The sequence below is a fragment of the Pseudomonas sp. AC070 genome (assembly GCF_979258635.1).
Genome location: NZ_OZ409871.1, coordinates 4,864,024 through 4,885,807, shown reverse-complemented (window position 1 = coordinate 4,885,807; position 21,784 = coordinate 4,864,024). Strand labels below are relative to the sequence as shown.

The window sequence follows — 21,784 nt, the reverse complement described above, 5'->3', positions numbered from 1 at the left end:
TGGCGCTCAAAATCCATGAACCCCTGCCGCCTGCAATTTTTCCCGCAGTGCCAGCACCTGTGGATCACGGAAAAAAGCGGCCAACTGCTGTGCGCGTGTTTTGCCGATACCGGGCTGGTCGAGCCAGTCGCGTTCGGTTCGTTGGGCCAGTTCATCCCAGCGTTGGCTAACACTCGCCTCGCCCGTCGGCGGCATTCCCAGCGCTTTCAGCCAGGTGGAAAACGGTTGCTGCAACGCGCGTCGGAAACTGCTGTGCACATTGCTGGCGCTGCGTTTACCGAAGCCTGGCAGGCTGGCGAGTTCGCTTTCGCTCAGGTCCAGCCAATCGAGCAATCCGCCCAGACGCTGGGCGCTGAGTAGTTTTTCCCATGTGCCCGGGCCGACGCCTGCCATCGCCAGGCCTTTTTTGCTGCTCAGCCACTCCAGTCGGGCTCGAAACTGGCTGGCGCAGTCTGGTTCCGATGTCCAGCAACTCAAGGGGTGATAGCGACCCGCATCGGGTGGATCAATTTCTTCGCGCGTTTGCGTATGCCAGGCCACATTCTCCAGTCGCGGGATGGTCAGCCCCGCCAGGGCAATTGCCACCTGGTCGCCGGGGCGAATATCCAGCCGCTCCCAGCGCCGTAACGACCCGACACTTACGCGGCGGATGGTGCGGTCGTCCAGTTCAACCGGACGCAGATGCAGCAGGGGCGTGATGCGCCCCGTGCGCCCAACTTTGAACTCCACCCGCCGCACTTCAGCCAGCGCCTGGGCGTAGGGGTATTTCCACGCCACGGCACTGGCCGGCGGTGCGTTTCGCCAGCGCTTGCCGGCGGGCCTGGTGCCCTGGCGGATGACGATGCCATCGCTGGCAAACGGCAGGGGGCTTTGGTACCAGTGCCGGCGCCACTGCTCTATATCGGCGAGAGAGTTGGCTGGGTGGGTCAGCTTCACGGTATCGGTAAAGCCCAGTTCAATCAGACGGTCTAGCCGGGACGACATATCCAAAGGGCCGTTTGGCAGCTCCCACACGAACAGGCCGATGCGCTGGCCGTCTGCGTCCGACAGCTGCTTGCGATTAAGCAGCCCCGCCACGGTCGCCCTCGCACCGATGCCGCCGCGTTTGGCCTGAACGTGGCCAGCGGCGCGTAGATACAACTCGCCCTGGACCAACGTCTGCGTGTCGCTGGCGTTCAACCGAGGCGGGATGGCAGGAATGTGCCGCGCATGCTCGGTCCAATCCTGCCCGCTGAGCCCGTCGCCGCGGCTGATTACGCGCTGCAGTTTCCCGTCGGCGTACACCAGCGTCACGGCCACGCCGTCGACCTTTGGCTGCACCCAGATATCGTTGCGGTGCTTCAGCCATTCGCCGACTGCTTGCGCGTTTGGCAATTTGTTGAGCCCAGTGTGGGCGACGGGATGCTCCAGCGGTCCGCCCTGAGTCGGGGTGGTCGCCGGTTCGGCCACATCGACAGCCGAGAAGCAGGTTCGCCAATCCTGAAGTCGCAGGAGTGTCTGATCGTAAAGCTCATCGGCAACCGTGGCGCGACCCTGGCGGTAGTCCTCGTTCCATTGGCCGATTTGGTCGCTAAGGGCGTTTAGTTCCAGAGTGGCGCGCTCAGGCGCCCACGGCGGGCAGGGCGCAGCGGAACACAGCAGGGGAAGGGTTGAGCAGAGCAGTATGGCAATCCGTCGCAGCATGGCGAACGTCCTGTTCGAATGAGGGCAGCCGGCAGGTTACGGATTGGGCGAGGGGTTCCAAGCGGAGGGGGCTGGTGGGGGTGTAGGTTATGGCTGGAAAAGCCACTGTCGTTGCCGCTTGCGGGGGAGTGACGATGATGTTGAGAGAAACTTCCGCCACCCTTCGCTGGGCGACGAGGATCTTGAGAAAAACCTCCGTCACCTTCGCAGGAATGACGGTGGTTTTGGGATACACCTCCACCACCTTCGCGGAAGTGACGACGATGTTAAGAAAAAACTCCGTCATCCTCGCGAAAGCGGGGATCCAGGATTTTCCGGCTGGCAAATGGCTTGAAACCGCCCACTACTCCACTTCGGTCCGAAATTCTGGATTTCGAGTCGTCGAACCGCCGCCTGCGCGGGAATGACGGTGGTTTTGGGATCGACCTCCGCCACCTTCGCAGAAGTGACGATGATGTTGAGAAAAACCTCCGTCATCCTCGCGAAAGCGGGGATCCAGAATATTTCGGCGGGCAAAGGACTTGGCACTGCCGACTATTCCACTTCGGTCCGAAATTCTGGATTTCGAGTCGCCGAACCGCCGCCTGCGCGGGAATGACGGTGTTGCTTGAGGCAGGCTCGAGATCCATCCCGTCCCACACAAAAAAAGCCCCGCACAAGGCGGGGCTTTTTCATTTCACCGAAGCACTCACAACCCGGCGTTAGCGCGCAGCTGTTCGGCCTTGTCGGTTTTTTCCCAGGTGAACGTGGTGAAGGTGTCGTCACCCACGGTCAGTTCTTCCGGCGTACGACCGAAGTGGCCATAGGCCGCAGTCGGGCGGTACATCGGGTGCAGCAGGTCGAGCATTTTGGTGATGGCGTACGGGCGCAGGTCGAAGGTGTCGCGCACCAGTTGGATGATCTTCTCTTCGCTGACCTTGTTGGTGCCGAAGGTGTTGATCGAAACCGACGTCGGCTGCGCTACGCCGATAGCGTAGGACACCTGAATTTCGCAGCGCTCGGCCAGGCCGGCAGCGACGATGTTCTTGGCCACGTAACGACCGGCGTAAGCGGCCGAGCGGTCTACCTTGGATGGGTCTTTACCGGAGAACGCGCCGCCGCCATGACGGGCCATGCCGCCGTAGGAGTCGACGATGATTTTGCGGCCGGTCAGACCGCAGTCGCCCACTGGGCCACCGATCACGAAGTTGCCGGTCGGGTTGATGTGGAACTGGGTGTCTTTGTGCAGCCATTCAGCCGGCAGCACGTGTTTGACGATCAGTTCCATCACGCCTTCGCGCAGGTCTTTGTAGCTGACTTCCGGGTTGTGCTGGGTGGACAGAACCACGGCATCCACGGCGACGGGCTTGCCGTTTTCGTAGCGGAAGGTCACTTGCGATTTGGCGTCCGGGCGCAGCCAAGGCAGCAGGCCGGATTTACGCGCTTCGGCCTGACGCTCAACCAAACGGTGCGCGTAGCAGATCGGCGCTGGCATCAGCACGTCGGTGTCGTTGCTGGCGTACCCGAACATCAGGCCCTGGTCGCCGGCGCCCTGGTCTTCCGGCTTGCTGCGGTCAACGCCCTGGTTAATGTCGGGGGACTGCTTGCCGATGATGTTCATCACGCCGCAAGTGGCACCGTCGAAGCCGACGTCCGAGCTGGTGTAGCCGATGTCGGTGATGACGTTACGGACGATTTCTTCCAGGTCGACCCAGGCGTTGGTGGTCACTTCGCCGGCGATGATGGCAACACCGGTTTTCACCAGGGTTTCGCACGCCACGCGAGCGTGTTTGTCCTGGGCGATGATGGCGTCGAGGACGGCATCGGAAATCTGGTCGGCGATTTTGTCTGGATGTCCTTCAGACACGGACTCAGAGGTGAAAAGAGAGTATTCGCTCATCTCGACGGGTTCCTGTTTATCAAGTGTTCGGCAGCGTTGTGGCTGCTGATGGGTCCGGGCTACCAGGGGCGCGCTGAAAATGGCGCACCTGAATCTGGAAACCATTGCGTAAACCAATGTAGAGGCTTTCACCGGGTTCAAGCCCTGCGGCTTGTGCCCAATGGGCCAGGTCGTCCTGTTCGAAGCCAAGCCAGAGATCGCCGCAGGCCTCGCGGGCCCAGCTCTGGTTGTGGCGGCACAACTCGGTAATCAACAAGCTGCCGCCGGGTTTGACCCGCTGCGCCAGTTGCTTCAGCGCGTCGGCCGGGGCGGCCAGGTGGTGCAGCACCATGTTCAGCACCACGCAGTCGGCGGTCAGCCGCGCGCTTTCTTCATTTAAGGCATCGGCCAGTTGCAATTCAACGTTGTTCAGGCCGTCTTGCTCACAGCGCACGCGGGCCAGTTCAAGCATGGCCGCGCTGTTGTCCAGCGCCGTAACACGGGCGAAACGCTTGGCCAGCTCGGGCAGGAAACCACCATCGCCGGGGCCGACTTCCAACGCCGTGGCTTCGCGGTTGAAGCCCAACGCATCGAGCAGGGCGAGCACGCTGTCGCGGTATTGCGGCAGGCCGGCGATCAGGTCTTGCTGGGCCTGGAAGTTTTCGGCCATGCGGCTGAAAAAGTCTTGGCTGGCGGCGGCGCGTTGGCCGTGCACGGCGGCGATGCGGGTTTGCACGTCGGCCGGCAGCTCCAGGCTGTCGACTTCATCAAGCAACGCGCTGTGCAGCAAACCGCCCAGGCGTTCAGCCGGCGCCAGGGCGCGGCGGTAGAAAATGGCGTTGCCTTCGCGCCGCGTGGCCACAAGCCCGGCCTGGGCCAGCACCTTTAAATGGTGGCTCATGCCGGATTGGCCGGTGGCGAAAATCTGCGCCAGTTCCAGCACACCAAACGAGTCGTTGCTCAGCGCGCGCAACACGTTCAACCGCAGCGGATCACCGCCGGCCTTGCACAGGGCGGCCAGCTCATCGGCAGGTTCGAAACGCAGTTGGGGGACGCGCATATTCATAGGGTGCGCAGTCTAGTCGGTCATTTTTTATCCAGCAATACCAATATCAAAATGTTTTGATATTGCGCGCCGAGGGTCATCGAGGGGACAAAAGCTGCCCGCTTCGACCATCTGTGATTGCCCCGCACTACCGGCCTGGGCGAAAATGGCCGCCTTTTTGTGATCAGCCCTACCCAGGAGATTAGCGATGCCCAGCCGTCGTGAGCGTGCCAATGCCATTCGTGCCCTCAGCATGGATGCCGTGCAGAAAGCCAACAGCGGCCACCCCGGTGCACCGATGGGTATGGCGGATATCGCCGAAGTGCTGTGGCGCGACTACCTCAAGCACAACCCGAGCAACCCCGAATTCGCCGACCGTGACCGCTTTATTCTGTCCAACGGCCACGGCTCGATGCTCATCTATTCGTTGCTGCACCTGACCGGTTACGACCTGTCCATCGACGACCTGAAAAACTTCCGCCAACTGCATAGCCGCACCCCGGGCCACCCGGAATACGGCTACACCCCCGGCGTAGAAACCACCACCGGCCCACTGGGCCAAGGCCTGGCCAACGCCGTGGGTTTTGCCCTGGCGGAGAAAGTGCTGGGCGCGCAGTTCAACCGTCCTGGCCACAACATCGTCGACCACCACACCTACGTGTTCCTGGGTGACGGTTGCATGATGGAAGGCATTTCCCACGAAGTGAGTTCCCTGGCCGGCACCCTGGGCCTGGGCAAGCTGATCGCCTTTTACGATGACAACGGCATCTCCATCGACGGCGAAGTGGAAGGCTGGTTCACCGACGACACGCCCAAGCGTTTCGAGGCCTACGGCTGGCAAGTGATCCGCAACGTGGACGGCCACGACGCCGAAGAAATCAAGATCGCCATCGACACCGCCCGCAAGAGCGCGCAGCCGACACTGATCTGCTGCAAAACCGTGATCGGCTTCGGCTCGCCGAACAAGCAAGGTAAAGAAGACTGCCACGGTGCTCCGCTGGGCGCCGAGGAAATCGCCCTGACCCGTGCCGCGCTGGGCTGGAACCACGGCCCGTTCGAAGTTCCGGCCGACATCTATGCCGAGTGGGACGCCAAAGCTGCGGGCGCTGCCGCCGAAGCGGAGTGGAACAGCCGTTTCGACGCTTACGCCGCCGCTCACCCGGAACTGGCAAGCGAGCTGAAACGCCGCCTGGCCGGCGACCTGCCTGCCGACTTCGCCGACAAGGCCGTTGCCTATATCAATGAAGTGGCGAGCAAAGGCGAAACCATCGCCAGCCGCAAAGCCAGCCAGAACGCCCTGAATGCATTTGGTCCGCTGCTGCCGGAATTCCTCGGCGGTTCGGCTGACCTCGCCGGTTCCAACCTCACGCTGTGGAAAGGCTGCAAAGGCGTGAGCGCTGAAGACGCCGCCGGCAACTACATGTTCTACGGCGTACGCGAGTTCGGCATGAGCGCCATCATGAATGGCGTGGCTCTGCACGGCGGCTTCGTGCCGTATGGCGCCACCTTCCTGATCTTCATGGAATACGCTCGCAACGCTGTGCGCATGTCGGCGCTGATGAAAAAGCGCGTGCTGTATGTGTTCACCCACGACTCCATCGGTCTGGGCGAAGACGGCCCGACGCACCAGCCGATCGAGCAACTGACCAGCCTGCGCACCACGCCGAACCTCGACACCTGGCGCCCAGCCGACGCGGTGGAATCGGCCATCGCCTGGAAGCACGCCGTTGAACGTAAAGACGGCCCGAGCGCGCTGATTTTCTCGCGCCAGAACCTGCCGCACCAAACCCGCGACGCCGAGCAACTGGCTAACGCCGAGCGCGGTGGTTATGTGCTGAAAGATTGCACAGGCGAGCCTGAGCTGATTTTGATCGCCACCGGTTCGGAAGTGGCGCTGGCCGTTCAGGCTTACGACACGCTCACCGAGCAAGGCCGCAAGGTGCGCGTAGTGTCCATGCCGTGCACCAGCGTGTTCGACGCCCAAGACGCCGGCTACAAGCAGGCCGTGTTGCCGCTGCAGGTGGGCGCGCGTATCGCCATCGAAGCCGCCCACGCGGACTACTGGTACAAGTACGTCGGTCTGGAAGGTCGCGTAATCGGCATGACCAGCTTCGGCGAGTCGGCCCCGGCGCCGGCCTTGTTCGAGCACTTCGGCTTTACCGTGGAGAATATCCTCGAGCAGGCTGGCGAGTTGCTGGAAGGTTAAAAGCCGGCTCTGCACTTGCCGTCCTCACGCAGGTGGATTCAGTCGTGTCGTCCAATCGATAAGCCTGGATCCCCGCCTGCGCGGGGATGACGGTGCTAGAGGTGAGCACGATTTTGCCGCACCCCCTCCGTTTTACCCGACGTGAGCCTGTCCATGTCCCAACGTCCTTACAAAGTTGCCCTTAACGGTTATGGCCGCATCGGCCGTTGCGTGCTGCGCGCGTTGTATGAGCGTGGCGCCAAGGCCGGTTTTCAGGTGGTGGCGCTCAATGATCTGGCCGATCTGGCCAGCATCGAATACCTCACGCGCTTCGACTCCACCCACGGGCGGTTCCCCGGTGAGGTGCGGATTGAAGGCGATTGCCTGCACGTAAATGGCGACAACCTGCTGGTGCTGCGCAGCGCCACGCCTGAGGGCATCGATTGGAAGGCGCTGGATGTCGACCTGGTGTTGGAATGTTCCGGCGTCTACAACACCCGCGCCGACGGCCAGCGCTTTATCGATGCCGGCGTGCCGCGCGTGTTGTTCTCGCAGCCGATGGCGAGCGAGGCGGATATCGACGCCACCATCGTCTACGGCGTTAACCAGCAGCGCCTGACAGGCCACGAAACCCTGGTTTCCAACGCCTCCTGCACCACCAACTGCGGCGTGCCGTTGCTGAAGTTACTCAATGAAGCGGTGGGTCTGGAATATGCATCCATCACCACGATTCACTCGGCCATGAACGACCAACCGGTGATCGACGCTTATCACCACGAAGACTTGCGTCGCACGCGCTCGGCGTTTCAATCGGTGATTCCGGTGTCCACCGGCCTGGCCCGTGGTATCGAGCGTTTGTTGCCGGAACTTGCCGGGCGAATTCAGGCCAAAGCCGTGCGAGTGCCGACGGTGAACGTCTCGTGCCTGGACATCACCCTGCAAACTGCGCGTGATACCGATGCACACGAGATCAACCGAGTGCTGCGCCAGGCGGCGGAAAGTGGGCCATTGAAGGGTTTATTGGCCTACACCGAATTGCCGCACGCCAGCTGCGATTTCAACCACGACCCGCATTCAGCGATTGTCGATGGCAGTCAGACCCGCGTTTCCGGCCCACGGCTGGTGAACCTGCTGGCCTGGTTCGACAACGAATGGGGTTTCGCCAATCGCATGCTCGACGTGGCTCAGCATTATCTGGACGTCGCTGCTTCACCTGTTTCTGTTGCACCTGTTTGCAAGCCCCTTTGATCAACCAGCCCGGGAAGGACTGCGCCATGACCACCCCTCTTGTACAAAAAATGAGCGATCTGGATCTGAAAGGTAAGCGCGTGCTGATTCGCGAAGACCTTAACGTGCCCGTCAAGGACGGCGTGGTTACCAGCGATGCGCGCATTCTCGCCTCTTTGCCGACCATCAAACTGGCCCTGGAAAAAGGCGCGGCCGTCATGGTGTGCTCCCACCTGGGGCGTCCGACCGAGGGCGAATTCAGCGCTGAGAACAGCCTGAAGCCGGTGGCCGACTACCTGAGCAAGGCCTTGGGCCGTGACGTGCCGTTGGTGGCCGACTACCTCGGTGGCGTTGACGTTGCGCCCGGCGACATCGTGTTGTTCGAAAACGTGCGCTTCAACAAGGGCGAGAAAAAGAACGCCGACGAGTTGGCCCAGCAATACGCCGCCCTGTGCGACGTGTTCGTGATGGACGCTTTCGGCACCGCCCACCGCGCCGAGGGCTCGACCCATGGCGTGGCCAAGTTCGCGAAAATCGCCGCTGCCGGGCCGCTGCTGGCTGCCGAGCTGGATGCACTGGGCAAAGCCCTGGGCGCGCCAGCCAAGCCAATGGCCGCGATTGTTGCGGGCTCGAAAGTGTCGACCAAACTCGATGTGCTCAACAGCCTGAGCCAGATTTGCGACCAGTTGATCGTCGGCGGTGGCATCGCCAACACCTTCCTCGCCGCTGCGGGTTACCCGGTGGGCAAGTCGCTGTACGAACCGGACCTGCTCGACACCGCCAAAGCAATCGCCGCCAAGGTCAGCGTGCCGCTGCCGGTGGACGTGGTGGTTGCCAAGGAATTCGCGCAAACCGCCGAAGCCACCGTCAAGGCCATCAGCGACGTGGCCGACGACGACATGATCCTCGACATCGGCCCGCAAACTGCCGCGCTGTTCGCCGACTTGCTGAAGTCGTCGAAAACCATTCTGTGGAACGGCCCGGTTGGCGTGTTTGAATTCGACCAGTTCGGCCACGGCACCAAAGCCCTGGCCCTGGCGATTGCCGAGAGCCAGGCGTTCTCTATCGCCGGCGGTGGCGACACCCTGGCGGCCATCGACAAATACGGCGTGGGCGAGCAGATCTCCTACATTTCCACTGGCGGCGGTGCGTTTCTCGAATTCGTGGAAGGCAAAGTTCTGCCCGCAGTGGAAGTGCTCGAGCAGCGCGCCAAGGCCTGATGCGAACCATGCGCCTGCTCGCTCCGTTGTCGGTCTGCGCCGTTCTTGGCCTGGTGCTGCAAGGTTGCAGCAGCGCGCCTGAGCAAAAGGTCACGCCGGATAAACCCGAGCAGGCGCAGCAGGCTGGCGAACCGAGCTGTTATCAAACCAGCTGGTGGGCGGAAACCTCAGCGGTGATCTACCGTCGATTCGACGAAGAGCACCGCCCGCAGCCGGCCCAAGGCGATAACCAGCCGGCGGCAGCCATGGAGGAATGCCCGTAGCGAGTTCGTGAGCGGCCTGCGCCGTTACGTAGGAGCAACTATTTCAGCGGCCCAACGGTCATTGCTAATACCCCCTCCCGCGTAAAGGAAGACCTGCCATGAACCGCTACTGCGCCACGCTGTTGTCCGCTTCGTTGTTAGTGCTGTTGACCGGCTGTGCCGGCGGCGGCGCGACGAGTACGTGCGAAGTGTTGAGCCCTGCTCAGATCAGTCTGCCGACCAATCAGAACGATCAACGGGTTGAGGCGCAAAGCACCGGCGAACCACCAATGACTGACAGTCACGAGCAAAACTGCCCCTGACCGAACGAACCCGGGCAAGCAACGCTGGCCCATAAGGAGTGTGGATGAAAGGCGTTATGGGCCGATTGGCCCTCGTATTGCTTGCTGCCAGTGCTGCATTGACCGGCTGTGCCAGCTCGCCATCGGCTGAGCAGTGGACCACCTGGACCTGCGACAGCCAAGCCAAAGTCCAATGGCGTTATGCCGACAGCCAGCAGAAAGCTGTCGACGTGCGCCTGGGCGGCAGCGATGTGGTTTATCAGTTGCAACAGGAACCAGTCGAGACCGGGGCTTTCTATAGCAGCGATGTGCTGGCCTTTCACATAAAAGGACAGGAAGGCCTGCTTTACTGGGTCGCCAACGACGACTTGATTGGCCGGGGCTGCAAAGCCCAGTGAGATTTCACACGGCAAGAGGGCCTAACGCAGCGCCTTCTTCGCCTATACAATGCCCGCAGTTGCAGGCTTGCACGATTAACTAGCGAAACCGGGAGATAGTTAAACCATGGCACTTATCAGCATGCGCCAGATGCTGGACCACGCCGCCGAATTCGGCTACGGCGTTCCAGCTTTCAACGTCAACAACCTGGAACAGATGCGCGCCATCATGGAAGCGGCTGACAAGACCAATTCCCCGGTGATCGTCCAGGCTTCGGCCGGCGCACGGAAATACGCAGGTGCACCGTTTCTGCGTCACCTGATCCTCGCGGCAATCGAAGAGTTTCCGCACATTCCGGTGTGCATGCACCAAGACCACGGCACCAGCCCTGACGTGTGCCAGCGCTCCATTCAACTGGGCTTCAGCTCGGTGATGATGGACGGCTCGCTGGGCGAAGACGGCAAAACCCCAACCGACTACGACTACAACGTACGCGTTACCCAACAGACCGTCGCCATGGCTCACGCCTGCGGCGTGTCGGTTGAAGGCGAGCTGGGCTGCCTGGGTTCGTTGGAAACCGGTATGGCCGGCGAAGAAGACGGCATTGGCGCTGAAGGCGTGCTGGACCACAGCCAGATGCTCACCGACCCGGAAGAAGCCGCTGACTTCGTCAAGAAGACCCAGGTCGACGCCCTGGCCATCGCCATCGGCACCAGCCACGGCGCGTACAAGTTCACCAAGCCGCCTACCGGCGACGTGCTGGCCATCGACCGCATCAAGGAAATCCACAAACGCATCCCCAACACCCACCTGGTGATGCACGGTTCTTCCTCGGTGCCACAAGAATGGCTGGCGATCATCAACCAGTACGGCGGCGACATTAAAGAAACCTACGGCGTGCCGGTTGAAGAAATCGTTGAAGGCATCAAGCACGGCGTGCGCAAGGTCAACATCGACACCGACCTGCGTCTGGCCTCGACTGGCGCCATGCGCCGCCTGATGGCAACCAACCCGAGCGAATTCGACCCACGCAAATTCTTTGGCGAAACCGTCAAAGCCATGCGTGACGTGTGCATCGCCCGCTACGAAGCCTTCGGCACCGCCGGCAATGCCTCGAAGATCAAACCGATCTCCCTCGAAGCGATGTACCAGCGCTACGCCAAAGGTGAGCTGAACGCCAAGGTGAACTGAGTTCGCTGATGCGTTGATTGGTTGCTTAAAAAGCCCGCCGTAATGGCGGGCTTTTTTGTGGGCGGTAATCGCGGCTAAAGCCGCTCCTACAGGTACTGCGCAATACCTGTGGGAGCGGCTTTAGCCGCGATGCGTTTTATTTTTTGGCCGCCACCGCCGGCGCCTCGCCCACATGATCAATCTTCAACACATAAAACGTCGCCGCGCCGGCTTCGGTTTCGTAGCCGCTGTTGTCCTGGGTATAAACCCCGGCCTTGAAGTACAGCGGTTTCGGCGCCCAGGTGGGGTCCAGCTTGGTCGACCACTGCGCGCCGTTCACCGTTACCGACAACGAGCCTTTGGGCGTCAGGTGCAAGGTGTAGGTGAAGCGTTGGCCCATCTTCACGCCGCTCAATACGGTGATCACCTGGCCTTCTTCATCGGCCGGCGCGGTGCGAACTTTGGCGACGATGTTGGCGGTCGCGGTTTTGGCTTTGTATTGGAACTCCAGCTTCACCATCGGCTTGGAGCTGCCATAGGCGTGAATTTGCCCGATCACTACTTTGCCGGTTGAAGGCACTTGGGTGACGGCCACGGCGGCGCGCAAGAAGTTGTCGGCGCTGGGGTAAGTCCAGTTACGCAATTTGCCGTCGGGGTAGGTTTCGCGCAGTTCGCTGCGCGGGTAACTGGCGCTGTCGGTGACGGTGCCGTTGACCGGCGCCCAGAAAATTATCGAACCGTTGTCCGACTTGAAGTAGTAGTCCTGATAGCCGCCCACCAGCAGTGGCGTCTGGATGGTGGTGGCCGGAACGCCAACGGGAATAGACAGGTTCCAGGTTGCAAGGTCGATCATCATGTTCTCCGCGGGAGCGGTGGTTTCGGCGCAACTCAACGGTGTTGCGTGGGTGTCCCGCGGCCTGTTTATCGTGCGGCGTCTGCTGCCCTTGAATGCCTTTCGTCGTGCCCGCGCTGCCATGAAAACGACGGCCGTTTCGCTCGCTCGGCGTGTGGCGCAGGCAAGTGCTTGATGCAGTTGATCGCCAAGCAAAAGCTGGCGTTTTGCCGCGCCAGTCGCCTCCGTTAAACTGGCGATCCGCCGCCGACGAACAACGCACCATGCCCCCGCTCAAATACCTGCAAGCCTACCCGCCCGCCCTGCAAGAGCAGGTGCAGCAGCTGATTGCCAGCAATCGGTTGGAGGATTATTTGCAGCAGCGATATCCGGGCAAACATTCGGTGCAGAGCGACAAGGCGCTTTACAGCTACACGCTGGAATTGAAGCAGGAGCACCTGCGCAATGCCCCGGCTATCGACAAGGTGCTTTACGACAATCGCCTCGACCTGACGCACCGCGCGCTAGGTTTGCACACGGCAATTTCGCGGGTGCAGGGCGGCAAGCTCAAGGCCAAAAAAGAAATTCGCGTCGCCTCGCTGTTCAAAGACGCGGCGCCGGAATTTCTGCGCATGATCGTGGTGCACGAGCTGGCCCATCTCAAAGAGTCGGACCACAACAAAGCGTTCTACAAGCTCTGTGAACACATGCTGCCGGGGTATCACCAGCTCGAATTCGACTTACGCGTCTACCTCACCTGGCGCGACCTCGCAGGCCGCGAAGCCAGCTAAGCTTTGTGTTCGTGCAGCAGCACGTTGAGTTGATCAACGTACGGCGCCCAATCCGCATCATCACGAATGCCCTCGAGCAAAAACGCTTTCTGGGCGGGGGTCCAGAAACTCGCTTCCGACACTTTTACTTCATCCGGCAGCGGTGAATGGCTGGAGATGAATGCGGCGATTTCCTGAGGTTCGGAGGGCAAGCCCAGTTGTTCGAACAGGGTGGGCAGGCTGTGCACTGGCAATTCCATGAGAAGTCCTCTCGTAGCGAAGCGTTGTAAGGGTGGGACTGCCTGGGTCGGGCGCAGGTTCAACCTGCGTTAAGACCATGGGGTAAGCGTTTCCAGGAATCGAGGCTGAAGCCTCTCCTACAGAAATGCGCTGTCTTGTGGGAGAGGCTTCAGCCTCGATGGTTTTGGAGTCAGCGATAGTTGCGAAAAAACACGTCGACTAGACGGGCGGCCAATGGGCAAACCCCGTGATAGCGATTAGCCTGTATTGCCTGAGGTTCGCGCGGAGTAGGGTTTCATGTCGGCAGTGATGATGAGTAGCTACGCCCGCTATCGCCAGGTGGTGACGGAGTTGATGTCTGGTGAAGAACAACTGCCGAGCCTGCCGGCGCTGACCCTGGAAATACGCAAAGCCTTGCGCAGCCCGGACATCAGTCTCGAAGTTCTGAGCAAACTGGTCAGCCGCGACCCTGCGCTCGCCGCCTTGCTGATCAAATACTCCTCCAGCCCGCTCAACCGCACCCGCCGCGGCCCGAAAACCCTCAAAGACGTGATGCAGGTACTCGGCGTCGGCCAGGTGGACCGCATCACCATGGTCCACAGCATTCAAAGCCTGTTCACCCTGCACAGCGCCGCGCATAAAAAACTGTTTCTCGAAGCCTGGGAACGCCTGATTTTGCAGGCCTGTATTTGCGCGTTCCTGGCCTCCCGCGCCAGCCATATCCAGCCCGAGCAGGCGCTGCTGGCAAGCTTGATGAGCGAGCTGGGCTCGTTGGCGATTTTGTCCGCGTTCAAAGAAGATGCCGTGCCGTCGCGCGAGCTGTACTTAGAGCTGTGCCGCGAGTACAGCAAGTCGCTGGGCATCATTTTGTTGCGCAAGTGGGCGGTGGACGCCGAGCTGGTGGAAATCGTGCGCCACAGCGGCGATTGGAGCGAGCGCAGCACGGACTACCACATGGAGCTGATCGACCTGGTCAACCTGGCGCGCTATCACCGCCTTAAAGGCTTCGACCACGTCAGCGACCTGCCGCCGCTGCAAAGCCTGACCGGCTTTGGCAAGTTGCTGCCGCCCTATAACCAGCTCGATATCCACGGCGGCCTGCAACTGATCAGCGTGCACCGCCAGGAGATCGATGCGCTGGCGGATATGTTGCGTTGATCGGCGTTTCCAGGAATCGAGGCTAAAGCCTCTCCCACAGGTGGGGCGTAGTTAGTGGGAGAGGCCTTAGCTTCGGTGGCGCAAGCGCTTAGCCCGGCGCATTGATACTCACCGGATCGCGCAACACATGCGCCGCCAACGTGCGCAGCGGGCTTAGCTGGCGGCAAATCAAGGCCAGTTCGCTCTGCACCAACCGCTCACGGTCGTCCATTTCTTCCGGCAGTTGCTCCAGCTCTTTGGCCAGGTTTTCCTCGGCATCGCTGTGCACCACCACGGGGGTTTTCTGCGCGAGGTTCTGCGCCACTTCGTCCAGGCTCGCCGCCAGCGTCGTCACCGCCTGGCTGATCAGCCCCGGTTCGGCCGCGCCCGGCAGCGGTTCGCCGCGGTGCGCGCCCAGGGCCGACAGGTAGCTGAGCAAGGTGTGCGAGAGCACCAGAAAGCGGAAGCCCACGTCGGCCTCCTTACGGAAATGCCCCGGTTCCATGAGCATGTTGGCCAGCGTGCTCGACAGCGCCGCGTCGGCGTTGTGGGCGTTGCGGCGGGCCAGGCGGTAAGCGAGGTCGTCGCGCTTGCCGCCGGCGTATTGCAGCATGATTTGCTGCAGGTAACGGCTGTTACAGGCCAGCGTGTTGGCCACCACCTGGTTCAGCCGTCGGCCCTGCCAGTCCGGCAAGATCAGGAACACCGCCAGGCCGGCGATCAGCGCGCCGAGCAGGGTGTCGACCAGACGCGGCACGATCAGGCCGTAGCCGTCGCCCACCTGGTTGAAGCAGAACATGATCATCAGCGTGATGGCGGCAGTCGAGAGCATGTAACGCGTGGCCCGGTTGACGAAGAACACCACGCCGGCCACCACCGCGAACATCGCCTGAATCAGCGCGCCGGGGAACAGGTCGAACAGCGCCCAGCCCAGAATCAGCCCGATCACCGTGCCGCCGATCCGCTGCATGAGCTTTTTGCGCGTGGCGCCGTAGTTGGGCTGACACACGAACAACGTGGTGAGGATGATCCAGTAACCTTCCTCGGGGTGAATCAGGTGCAGCATGCCGTAGCCAACGCTCAGGGCGATGGACAGGCGCAGCGCATGGCGAAACAGCAGCGAGGTGGGCGTCAGTTGCAGGCGGATGCGGCCGATGATGTCTTTGAACGAACGCGGCGACCGGTCGAGCAGACTGCTGTCTTGTTCGTCGGCCAGGGCGTCGGGGTTGTTGGCGTTGCTGAGCAGGTTGTTCAGCGTGCCGAGGTTGCTGGCCAGTGCGCGCAATGAACGCAGCAGGCTGCGCCAGGCCGGGTTGCTTTGGATGCGCAGGTGTTCGAGCGAGGCTTGCAAGTCGGCCAGGGCTTGGCTGGAGTGGCCGCCGTAGTCGAAGCTCTGGCGCAACTGAATGGCCTGGCCCAGGCGTTGGCAGGCTTCGCCTTGTTGGCGCAGCAAGCGTTGGCAGCGGAACAGCACGTCACTGTGGAAAAACGCTTCGGCCAATTCGTTGTAAGGGTAGTGCGAGGAGCTGGCGCGTTCGTGGATGTCTTGCGCCATAAAGTAGAGCTTCAGGTAGCGGCTGATTTTCTGCCCCGGCCGCGCGCTGTCGACCCGGTTCAATATGATTTCTTTGCTGGCATTCAGCGCCGCCACCACCTTGCCGTTTTGCTTGGCCAGGGCCAGGCGTTTGTCTTCCAGATCCACACCGCGCAGCGGCTCGAACAGCGCCGACTTCAGCTTGAGAAAACGCCCCAGCTCACGGAACAGCACGGCCAGGCTTTGCTGCACCGGCTGATTGGAAAACAGCGCCTGCCACACCACCGACAACAGCCCGTACCACGCGGCGCCGGCCACCAACAGCATGGGTTCGTGCCAGAAATTCACCTGGGCGCCGTCGCGCTGATCCACGCCGATCATGGTGTACACCGACAAAATCAGCGTGGCCTGAGCAATGCGCGCATAGCGCTCACCCAGGGCGCCGAGCATGGTCAGGCAGAAACTGGCCACCGCCATCGAGGCGGCGAACACCCAGGGCAGCGGGAACAACAATTCCACCGCCACCGAGGCCACGCTAAAACACACCAGGGTCACCAGAAGCGCATTGAGGCGGCCTTGCCAGCTGTCGTCGGTTTCCGCCAGGGCGCTGGCGATAACGCCGAGGAACAGCGGAATCAGCTGGTGCATGGCGTCTTGGGTCCAGCACAACGCCATGATGCCGGTGAGGGCGATAAAGGCCCGCACGCTGTAGCTGAATTTGTCCTGCGCCCAGAGGCGGCGGAGGGTTTGGCGAATAGTGGACGCTGGCATCGTGGGCAGACAACCTGACTGGCGATACGTTGATTAGAACGGATAAGCCCGGCTGTGCGAACCGCCGTTACGATTTTTTAGCGAAAACGGCAGCGGTGACACAGCGCTGTGGCGCGTGAAGAGTGGTTGGACTCTCGCCGCGCCATGAAGTCACGCCTTGCTTAAACGAATTGCGCCGCCGCGTAGGCAGAGGCCCACGCCCACTGGAAATTGAAGCCGCCCAGGTGGCCGGTCACATCCAGCACCTCGCCAATAAAATACAGGCCCGGGGACTTCAGCGACTCCATGGTTTTTGACGACACCTCTTTGGTGTCGACGCCGCCCAAGGTCACTTCCGCCGTGCGATAACCCTCGGTGCCGGCGGGCACCACTTGCCAGTTGGCGAGCTGTTCGGCGATCTGTGCCAGCTCGGCCGGCGTGTATTGCTTCATCGGCTTGGACGCGAACCAGTGCTCAGCCAACAGCGTCGCCATCTTCTTGGTGAACAACTCGCCGAGCAGGGTTTTCAATTCGCTGTTGGGGCGTTCTGCCTGTTGCTCGCTGAGCCAGGTCGGCACGTCGTGGTCGGGCAGCAAGTTGATGCTGATGGCCTGGCCGGGCAGCCAGTACGAGGAGATCTGCAAAATCGCCGGGCCGCTAAGGCCGCGATGGGTGAACAGGATATTTTCTCGGAAACTTTCGTCGTTGCAGCTCACCAGGCAATCCACCGAGGTGCCCGACAGTTCGGTGCACAGGGTTTTGAGCTGATCGGTAATGGTGAACGGCACCAGGCCGGCGCGCGTGGGCAGCAGGTTATGACCGAACTGCTTGGCCACTTGGTAGCCGAAGCCGGTGGCGCCCAGCGTGGGGATTGAAAGGCCGCCCGTGGCGATCACCAGCGAGGTGCACGTCACCGCGCCAAGGCCGGTTTGCAGCAGGTAACCGGCGTCGCTTTTTTCGATCTGCGTGACGGCGGTGTTCAGGTGCAGCTGCACGCCAGCGTTGTCGCATTCGCTGAGCAGCATCTCGAGGATGTCGCTGGCCTTGTTATCGCAGAACAGCTGGCCAAGTTTTTTCTCGTGGTACGGCACGCCGTGCTTGCTCACCAGTTCGATAAAGTCCCACTGGGTGTAACGCGCCAGGGCCGATTTGCAGAAGTGCGGATTCTGCGAAAGGAAGTTGGCAGGCTCCGTGTACAGGTTGGTGAAGTTGCAGCGTCCGCCGCCGGACATCAGGATTTTCTTCCCGGCCTTGTTCGCGTGGTCCAGCAGCAACACCGAACGGCCGCGCCCGGCTGCCTGCATGGCGCACATCAAGCCGGCGGCGCCCGCGCCAATAATCACCACATCCGAAACCTGCACCACGCACCTCGAAAACAATTGAGCCAACCCACCGGGGCGGCAGTTTAGCGTAAGCGCCGCACAAACTTGGCGTTTGGTCGCTGGTGTTGTTGGCGCTGGCCTGACTAAGCTGCTTGTATAAACGGGTCAGACTGAGAAGACGCCAGGCATGAAGTTATTCCCGCGCCTTATGTTGTGGCTGGTTATAGCCTGTAGCGCATCGACGAGCGCCGAGTCGCTGCGCTTGGTCGCCAATACCTGGCCGCCGTTCAACGACGTGAACCTGCTCAACAACGGGTTATCCAGCGACCTGGTGATCACCGCGCTCAAGCGCGCCGGTTACTCCAGTGCGTATTTCCAAGTGCCCTGGGCGCGGGTGCTGTACGGCCTACAAGCGGGCGACTACGACATTGTGCTGAGCGCCTGGTACGACGCGGAACGAGCCCAGTACGGTATTTTTTCCGAACCGTACCTGATTAACCGCATCCGTTTTATGCAGCGCAAAGGCAGCGACCTTCACTTCAACTCCTTGAGCGATCTGGCCGACAACAGCATCGCGGTGGTGCGGGGCTACTCGTATCAGCGCGAGTTCGACAACGCCCCATCGCTGCTCAGGGTGCCGGTGGTGGATTTCGCCATGGGCGCACGCATGTTGGCCGCAGGCCGCGTGCAAATGACCCTCGAAGATGAACTGGTGGCGCGTCACTACTTTCAGCACGAGCTGCGCGGCATCGAAGACCAAGTGGAGTTTTTGCCGAAACCGTTAAGCGAAAACGGTTTGCATATTCTGGTGCGCAGTAATCACCCGCACGCGCAAGAGATCGTGACCGGCTTCAATAAAGCCATGCAGGCCATGCGTGAAGACGGCACCTACGCGAAGATTTTTGCCGCTCATGGTTTTGCGGCGGCGAGTGACGCAGTGGGCCCAACCGGGCAAGACCCGGGCGAAATCCCTGACTAGCTGCTGACCGTGCGGCCCCGACCCTGATGCTTGGCCTGGTACAAACGACCGTCGGCGTGATGCAGCAGACTTTCCAGATCCTCGGCCACGCCCTGGTACACGCCCGCGCTGAAATTCAGCGGCGGTGCGTCAGTGGCATAACGCAAACCTGCCGCCACGTTGCGCAGTTGCTCCAGCGCCACTGCCAAGGCCGGTGCGTCCTGGCGGCTGATCAACGCAAACTCCTCGCCGCCCAAACGCCCGAGCAAGGCGTCGGGGAATACCTGCAACAAGGCCCGCGCAAACAACACCAATGCCGTATCGCCGCTGGCGTGGCCGTAGTCGTCGTTGATGCTTTTGAATAAATCCAGATCAAGCATCGCCACGCTCAGATCATGGCCACCGCGTTGCGCCAGCTTGCACATTTGCGTGCCTTGCTCGTAGAAGGCGCGGCGGTTGTAAAGGTTAGTCAGCGAATCGAACAAGGCCGCTTGCTTGAGCGCTTGCATCAGGTCGCGACGTTCCAGGGTCGACATCACGCGGCAGTTGAGTTCTTCCGGGCAAAACGGTTTGCGCAGGAAGTCGTCGGCGCCGTGTTTGATGAACAAGGCGCTGAGCGAGCCTTTGGTGTCTGCCGACAGGCCAAGAATGATCAAGTCGGAACGCTTCATTTTTTGGCGCAGCAACTTCACCAGATCGAAGCCGCTGATACCCGGCATGCTGTGGTCTACCAGCAGCAGGTCGATGTCGGGCTGATCTTTGAGAATTTGCAGCGCCTGGTTGCCGTCTTGCGCTTCGATGATCTGATACAGGTGGGACGTGAGAATGCGCCGGATGAAATTGCGCGTGGCGTCGGAATCCTCGGCCACCAGAATTTTCACCTGGCTGTTGCTCTCCAGACGGTGTAGCAGGCGGAAGGCGTATTCGTAGGAGTGCTGACTTTCCTTCAACACATAATCGACCACGCCTTTGAGCAACAACTCGTCGCGGCGCTGCTCGTTGTACGAGCCGCTGAGCACGATGCACGGCAGGTTGAAGCCGAGCACCAGGTCGACGATTTCACCGTCCATGGCATCGGGCAGATTGAGGTCGACGATAGCGGCGAAGAACAGCCCGGCGGAGGTCTCCAGCATCACCTGGGCTTCGCCCAGCGAGGCGCAGAACACTGGCTGCAGGTTGGGTTCCTGGCGGAACAGGTGCTCGAGGATTTTGAGCACGAGCGGGCTGTCTTCGACGACCAGAATATTCCTCACCTACAACTCCTTGTAATCGCGGTGGCCGGCACCGTACGGCGTGTTCCCGATCGCGGCTAAAGCCGCTCCTACAGAAAACCGATTTCCTGTGGGAGCGGCTTTAGCCGCGATGGCTCTTACAACATTCTTACCCGAATCGACTTGCCTTTGATCTTGCCGCTATTCAAGCGGTTCAGCGCCTGGTTTACCACGTTGCGATCCACCGCCACATAGGCCTGGTAATCAAAAATCGCAATCTTGCCGACCTTGTCTCCGGCAATGCCGGCATCGCCTGTCAGCGCGCCGAGAATGTCGCCGGGGCGCACTTTGTCTTTGCGCCCAGCGGCGATGCACAGGGTCACCATGGGCGGTTGCAGCGGGCCGCCGGGTTGCGGTTTCAGGTTGTCGAGCTGGTCCCAGTGCAGCGGCGCTTGCTGGCGGGTTTCGATGGCTTGCGCACGATGCCCTTCGGCCGGGGCGACCAGGCTCAAGGCCAGGCCTTTTTCGCCGGCGCGACCGGTACGGCCCACGCGGTGAATATGAATTTCCGAGTCGCGCGCCAGCTCTACGTTGATGACGGCGTCGAGGGCGTCGATGTCCAACCCGCGCGCCGCCACGTCGGTGGCCACCAGCACGCTGCAACTGCGGTTGGCGAACATGGCCAGCACCTGATCGCGGTCACGCTGTTCCAGATCGCCGTGCAGGCTCTGTGCCGAAAAGCCCTTGGCGGTGAGGTGGTCGACCACTTCCTGGCACTGTTGCTTGGTAAAGCAGAACGCCACGCACGATTGCGGGCGGAAGTGCGCCAGCAGTTTTGTCACTGCCTGCATGCGTTGGTCCGGATCAATCTCGTAGAAGCGCTGCTCGATCTGGCTGTCGGCGTGCAGCGCCTCGGCCTTTACTTGCTGCGGATTGCGCATGAAGGCAGCGGACAGCTGCTTGATGCCGGCCGGGTAGGTGGCGGAGAACAGCAGCGTCTGACGCTTGCTGGGGGTCTGGCCAATGATGTCGGTGATGGCGTCGTTAAAGCCCATGTCGAGCATGCGGTCGGCTTCGTCGAGCACCAGTGTGTTGAGGCCGTCGAGTTTCAACGTGCCTTTACGAAGGTGCTCCTGAATACGACCCGGCGTGCCGACGATGATGTGTGCGCCGTGCTCCAGCGAGCCGATTTGCGGGCCGAAGGGCACGCCGCCACACAGGGTCAGTACTTTGATGTTGTCGGCGCTGCGGGCCAGGCGGCGAATTTCTTTGGCCACTTGGTCGGCCAATTCGCGGGTGGGGCACAACACCAGCGCCTGGCAACCGAAATAGCGCGGGTTTAGCGGGTTGAGCAGGCCGATGCCAAAGGCGGCCGTTTTGCCGCTGCCGGTTTTGGCCTGGGCGATCAGGTCCATGCCCTTGAGAATCACCGGCAGGCTTTGTGCCTGAATCGGCGTCATTTCGGCGTACCCCAGCGACTCGAGGTTGGCCAACATGGCGGCGGACAGGGGCAACGAATTGAACGCGGTGGAAGTCACGGCACAGACCTGCTAAACGGAAATGGCGTGCAGTGTAACAGGGGCGCCGCGCGGCACGGCATGGGCCGTACCGGCGCGCGACAGACTGCGTTGGAAAACTGCGTTGCAGCCGACGGATTACGGCTAAAGTCTGGCGCAGAACTGGCCATTTGCTGGTATTACTTCTTTGTCGGGCTTGCGCT

The 21,784-nt window shown here is 61.3% G+C and carries 20 protein-coding genes; 11 read left to right on the top strand and 9 right to left on the bottom strand.

Annotation, left to right across the window (positions count from 1 at the left end; genetic code table 11):
- Positions 1-6: 6 nt before the first annotated feature.
- Positions 7-1,683, bottom strand: coding sequence for an NAD-dependent DNA ligase LigB (ligB, locus tag ACZZ0Q_RS22010; RefSeq protein ID WP_463540791.1), 1,677 nt, complete (start codon positions 1,681-1,683; stop codon positions 7-9).
- Positions 1,684-1,772: 89 nt separating this feature from the next.
- Between ligB and ACZZ0Q_RS22005 the strand changes: the two genes are divergently transcribed.
- Entirely contained in the window at positions 1,773-2,090 is a 318-nt protein-coding gene (locus ACZZ0Q_RS22005; RefSeq protein WP_463560926.1) for a hypothetical protein, read from the top strand.
- 281 nt (positions 2,091-2,371) lie between these two features.
- Here the strand turns inward: ACZZ0Q_RS22005 and metK are convergent, their stop codons facing one another.
- Positions 2,372-3,562, bottom strand: a complete 1,191-nt coding sequence (gene metK / locus ACZZ0Q_RS22000) for a methionine adenosyltransferase (RefSeq protein ID WP_122497613.1) — start codon at positions 3,560-3,562, stop codon at positions 2,372-2,374.
- 19 nt (positions 3,563-3,581) lie between these two features.
- Positions 3,582-4,607 carry an ArsR/SmtB family transcription factor gene (locus tag ACZZ0Q_RS21995; protein ID WP_463540793.1) on the bottom strand — a complete coding sequence of 342 codons (1,026 nt, stop codon included), beginning with the start codon at positions 4,605-4,607 and terminating at the stop codon, positions 3,582-3,584.
- A gap of 187 nt (positions 4,608-4,794) precedes the next feature.
- Between ACZZ0Q_RS21995 and tkt the strand changes: the two genes are divergently transcribed.
- The 7 genes from tkt to fba all read left to right on the top strand — a co-directional run bounded on the left by tkt (position 4,795) and on the right by fba (position 11,331).
- Positions 4,795-6,792 (top strand): transketolase, encoded by a 1,998-nt coding sequence (gene tkt, locus ACZZ0Q_RS21990; RefSeq protein ID WP_463540794.1) that lies wholly within the window; start codon positions 4,795-4,797, stop codon positions 6,790-6,792.
- Between the two features lie 153 nt (positions 6,793-6,945).
- The gene (epd, locus tag ACZZ0Q_RS21985) at positions 6,946-8,019 is read left to right on the top strand and encodes an erythrose-4-phosphate dehydrogenase (protein ID WP_463540795.1); all 1,074 of its coding nucleotides are present in this window, start codon (positions 6,946-6,948) and stop codon (positions 8,017-8,019) included.
- 26 nt (positions 8,020-8,045) lie between these two features.
- Positions 8,046-9,218, top strand: coding sequence for a phosphoglycerate kinase (locus tag ACZZ0Q_RS21980; protein ID WP_463540796.1), 1,173 nt, complete (start codon positions 8,046-8,048; stop codon positions 9,216-9,218).
- 8 nt (positions 9,219-9,226) lie between these two features.
- Entirely contained in the window at positions 9,227-9,481 is a 255-nt protein-coding gene (locus ACZZ0Q_RS21975; RefSeq protein ID WP_463540797.1) for a hypothetical protein, read from the top strand.
- 98 nt (positions 9,482-9,579) lie between these two features.
- Positions 9,580-9,783, top strand: a complete 204-nt coding sequence (locus ACZZ0Q_RS21970; protein ID WP_463540798.1) for a hypothetical protein — start codon at positions 9,580-9,582, stop codon at positions 9,781-9,783.
- 44 nt (positions 9,784-9,827) lie between these two features.
- A complete protein-coding gene (locus ACZZ0Q_RS21965) occupies positions 9,828-10,160 on the top strand; it encodes an MliC family protein (protein ID WP_463384486.1) in 333 nt (110 codons plus the stop codon).
- A 106-nt stretch (positions 10,161-10,266) separates the two neighbouring features.
- Positions 10,267-11,331: a class II fructose-bisphosphate aldolase gene (gene fba / locus ACZZ0Q_RS21960; protein WP_463540799.1), complete on the top strand. Its 1,065-nt coding sequence runs from the start codon at positions 10,267-10,269 to the stop codon at positions 11,329-11,331.
- Between the two features lie 136 nt (positions 11,332-11,467).
- Here fba and ACZZ0Q_RS21955 read toward each other — a convergent pair whose 3' ends face one another.
- Entirely contained in the window at positions 11,468-12,163 is a 696-nt protein-coding gene (locus ACZZ0Q_RS21955) for a polysaccharide lyase family 7 protein (RefSeq protein ID WP_463540800.1), read from the bottom strand.
- Between the two features lie 263 nt (positions 12,164-12,426).
- Between ACZZ0Q_RS21955 and ACZZ0Q_RS21950 the strand changes: the two genes are divergently transcribed.
- On the top strand, positions 12,427-12,933 hold the full coding sequence (locus ACZZ0Q_RS21950) for a YgjP-like metallopeptidase domain-containing protein (RefSeq protein WP_463540801.1): 507 nt from the start codon (positions 12,427-12,429) through the stop codon (positions 12,931-12,933).
- Here ACZZ0Q_RS21950 and ACZZ0Q_RS21945 read toward each other — a convergent pair.
- Positions 12,930-13,172, bottom strand: a complete 243-nt coding sequence (locus tag ACZZ0Q_RS21945; protein ID WP_122451486.1) for a DUF2789 domain-containing protein — start codon at positions 13,170-13,172, stop codon at positions 12,930-12,932. The two genes, ACZZ0Q_RS21950 and ACZZ0Q_RS21945, sit on opposite strands and share 4 nt — an antisense overlap.
- A 277-nt stretch (positions 13,173-13,449) precedes the next feature.
- Here ACZZ0Q_RS21945 and ACZZ0Q_RS21940 point away from each other — a divergent pair, with 277 nt between their 5' ends.
- Positions 13,450-14,310 carry an HDOD domain-containing protein gene (locus tag ACZZ0Q_RS21940; RefSeq protein WP_463540803.1) on the top strand — a complete coding sequence of 287 codons (861 nt, stop codon included), beginning with the start codon at positions 13,450-13,452 and terminating at the stop codon, positions 14,308-14,310.
- A gap of 88 nt (positions 14,311-14,398) precedes the next feature.
- Here the strand turns inward: ACZZ0Q_RS21940 and yccS are convergent, their stop codons facing one another.
- Positions 14,399-16,594, bottom strand: coding sequence for a YccS family putative transporter (gene yccS / locus ACZZ0Q_RS21935; protein ID WP_463540804.1), 2,196 nt, complete (start codon positions 16,592-16,594; stop codon positions 14,399-14,401).
- A gap of 161 nt (positions 16,595-16,755) precedes the next feature.
- A complete protein-coding gene (locus ACZZ0Q_RS21930; RefSeq protein WP_463560924.1) occupies positions 16,756-17,934 on the bottom strand; it encodes a BaiN/RdsA family NAD(P)/FAD-dependent oxidoreductase in 1,179 nt (392 codons plus the stop codon).
- Between the two features lie 148 nt (positions 17,935-18,082).
- Between ACZZ0Q_RS21930 and ACZZ0Q_RS21925 the strand changes: the two genes are divergently transcribed.
- Positions 18,083-18,874 carry a substrate-binding periplasmic protein gene (locus ACZZ0Q_RS21925; RefSeq protein ID WP_463540805.1) on the top strand — a complete coding sequence of 264 codons (792 nt, stop codon included), beginning with the start codon at positions 18,083-18,085 and terminating at the stop codon, positions 18,872-18,874.
- Here the strand turns inward: ACZZ0Q_RS21925 and ACZZ0Q_RS21920 are convergent.
- Positions 18,871-20,106, bottom strand: coding sequence for a GGDEF domain-containing response regulator (locus ACZZ0Q_RS21920; protein WP_463540806.1), 1,236 nt, complete (start codon positions 20,104-20,106; stop codon positions 18,871-18,873). The two genes, ACZZ0Q_RS21925 and ACZZ0Q_RS21920, sit on opposite strands and share 4 nt — an antisense overlap.
- A gap of 116 nt (positions 20,107-20,222) precedes the next feature.
- Complete coding sequence (gene dbpA / locus ACZZ0Q_RS21915; RefSeq protein ID WP_122497583.1) at positions 20,223-21,602, bottom strand: ATP-dependent RNA helicase DbpA; 1,380 nt, start codon at positions 21,600-21,602, stop codon at positions 20,223-20,225.
- Positions 21,603-21,784 lie beyond the last annotated feature (182 nt).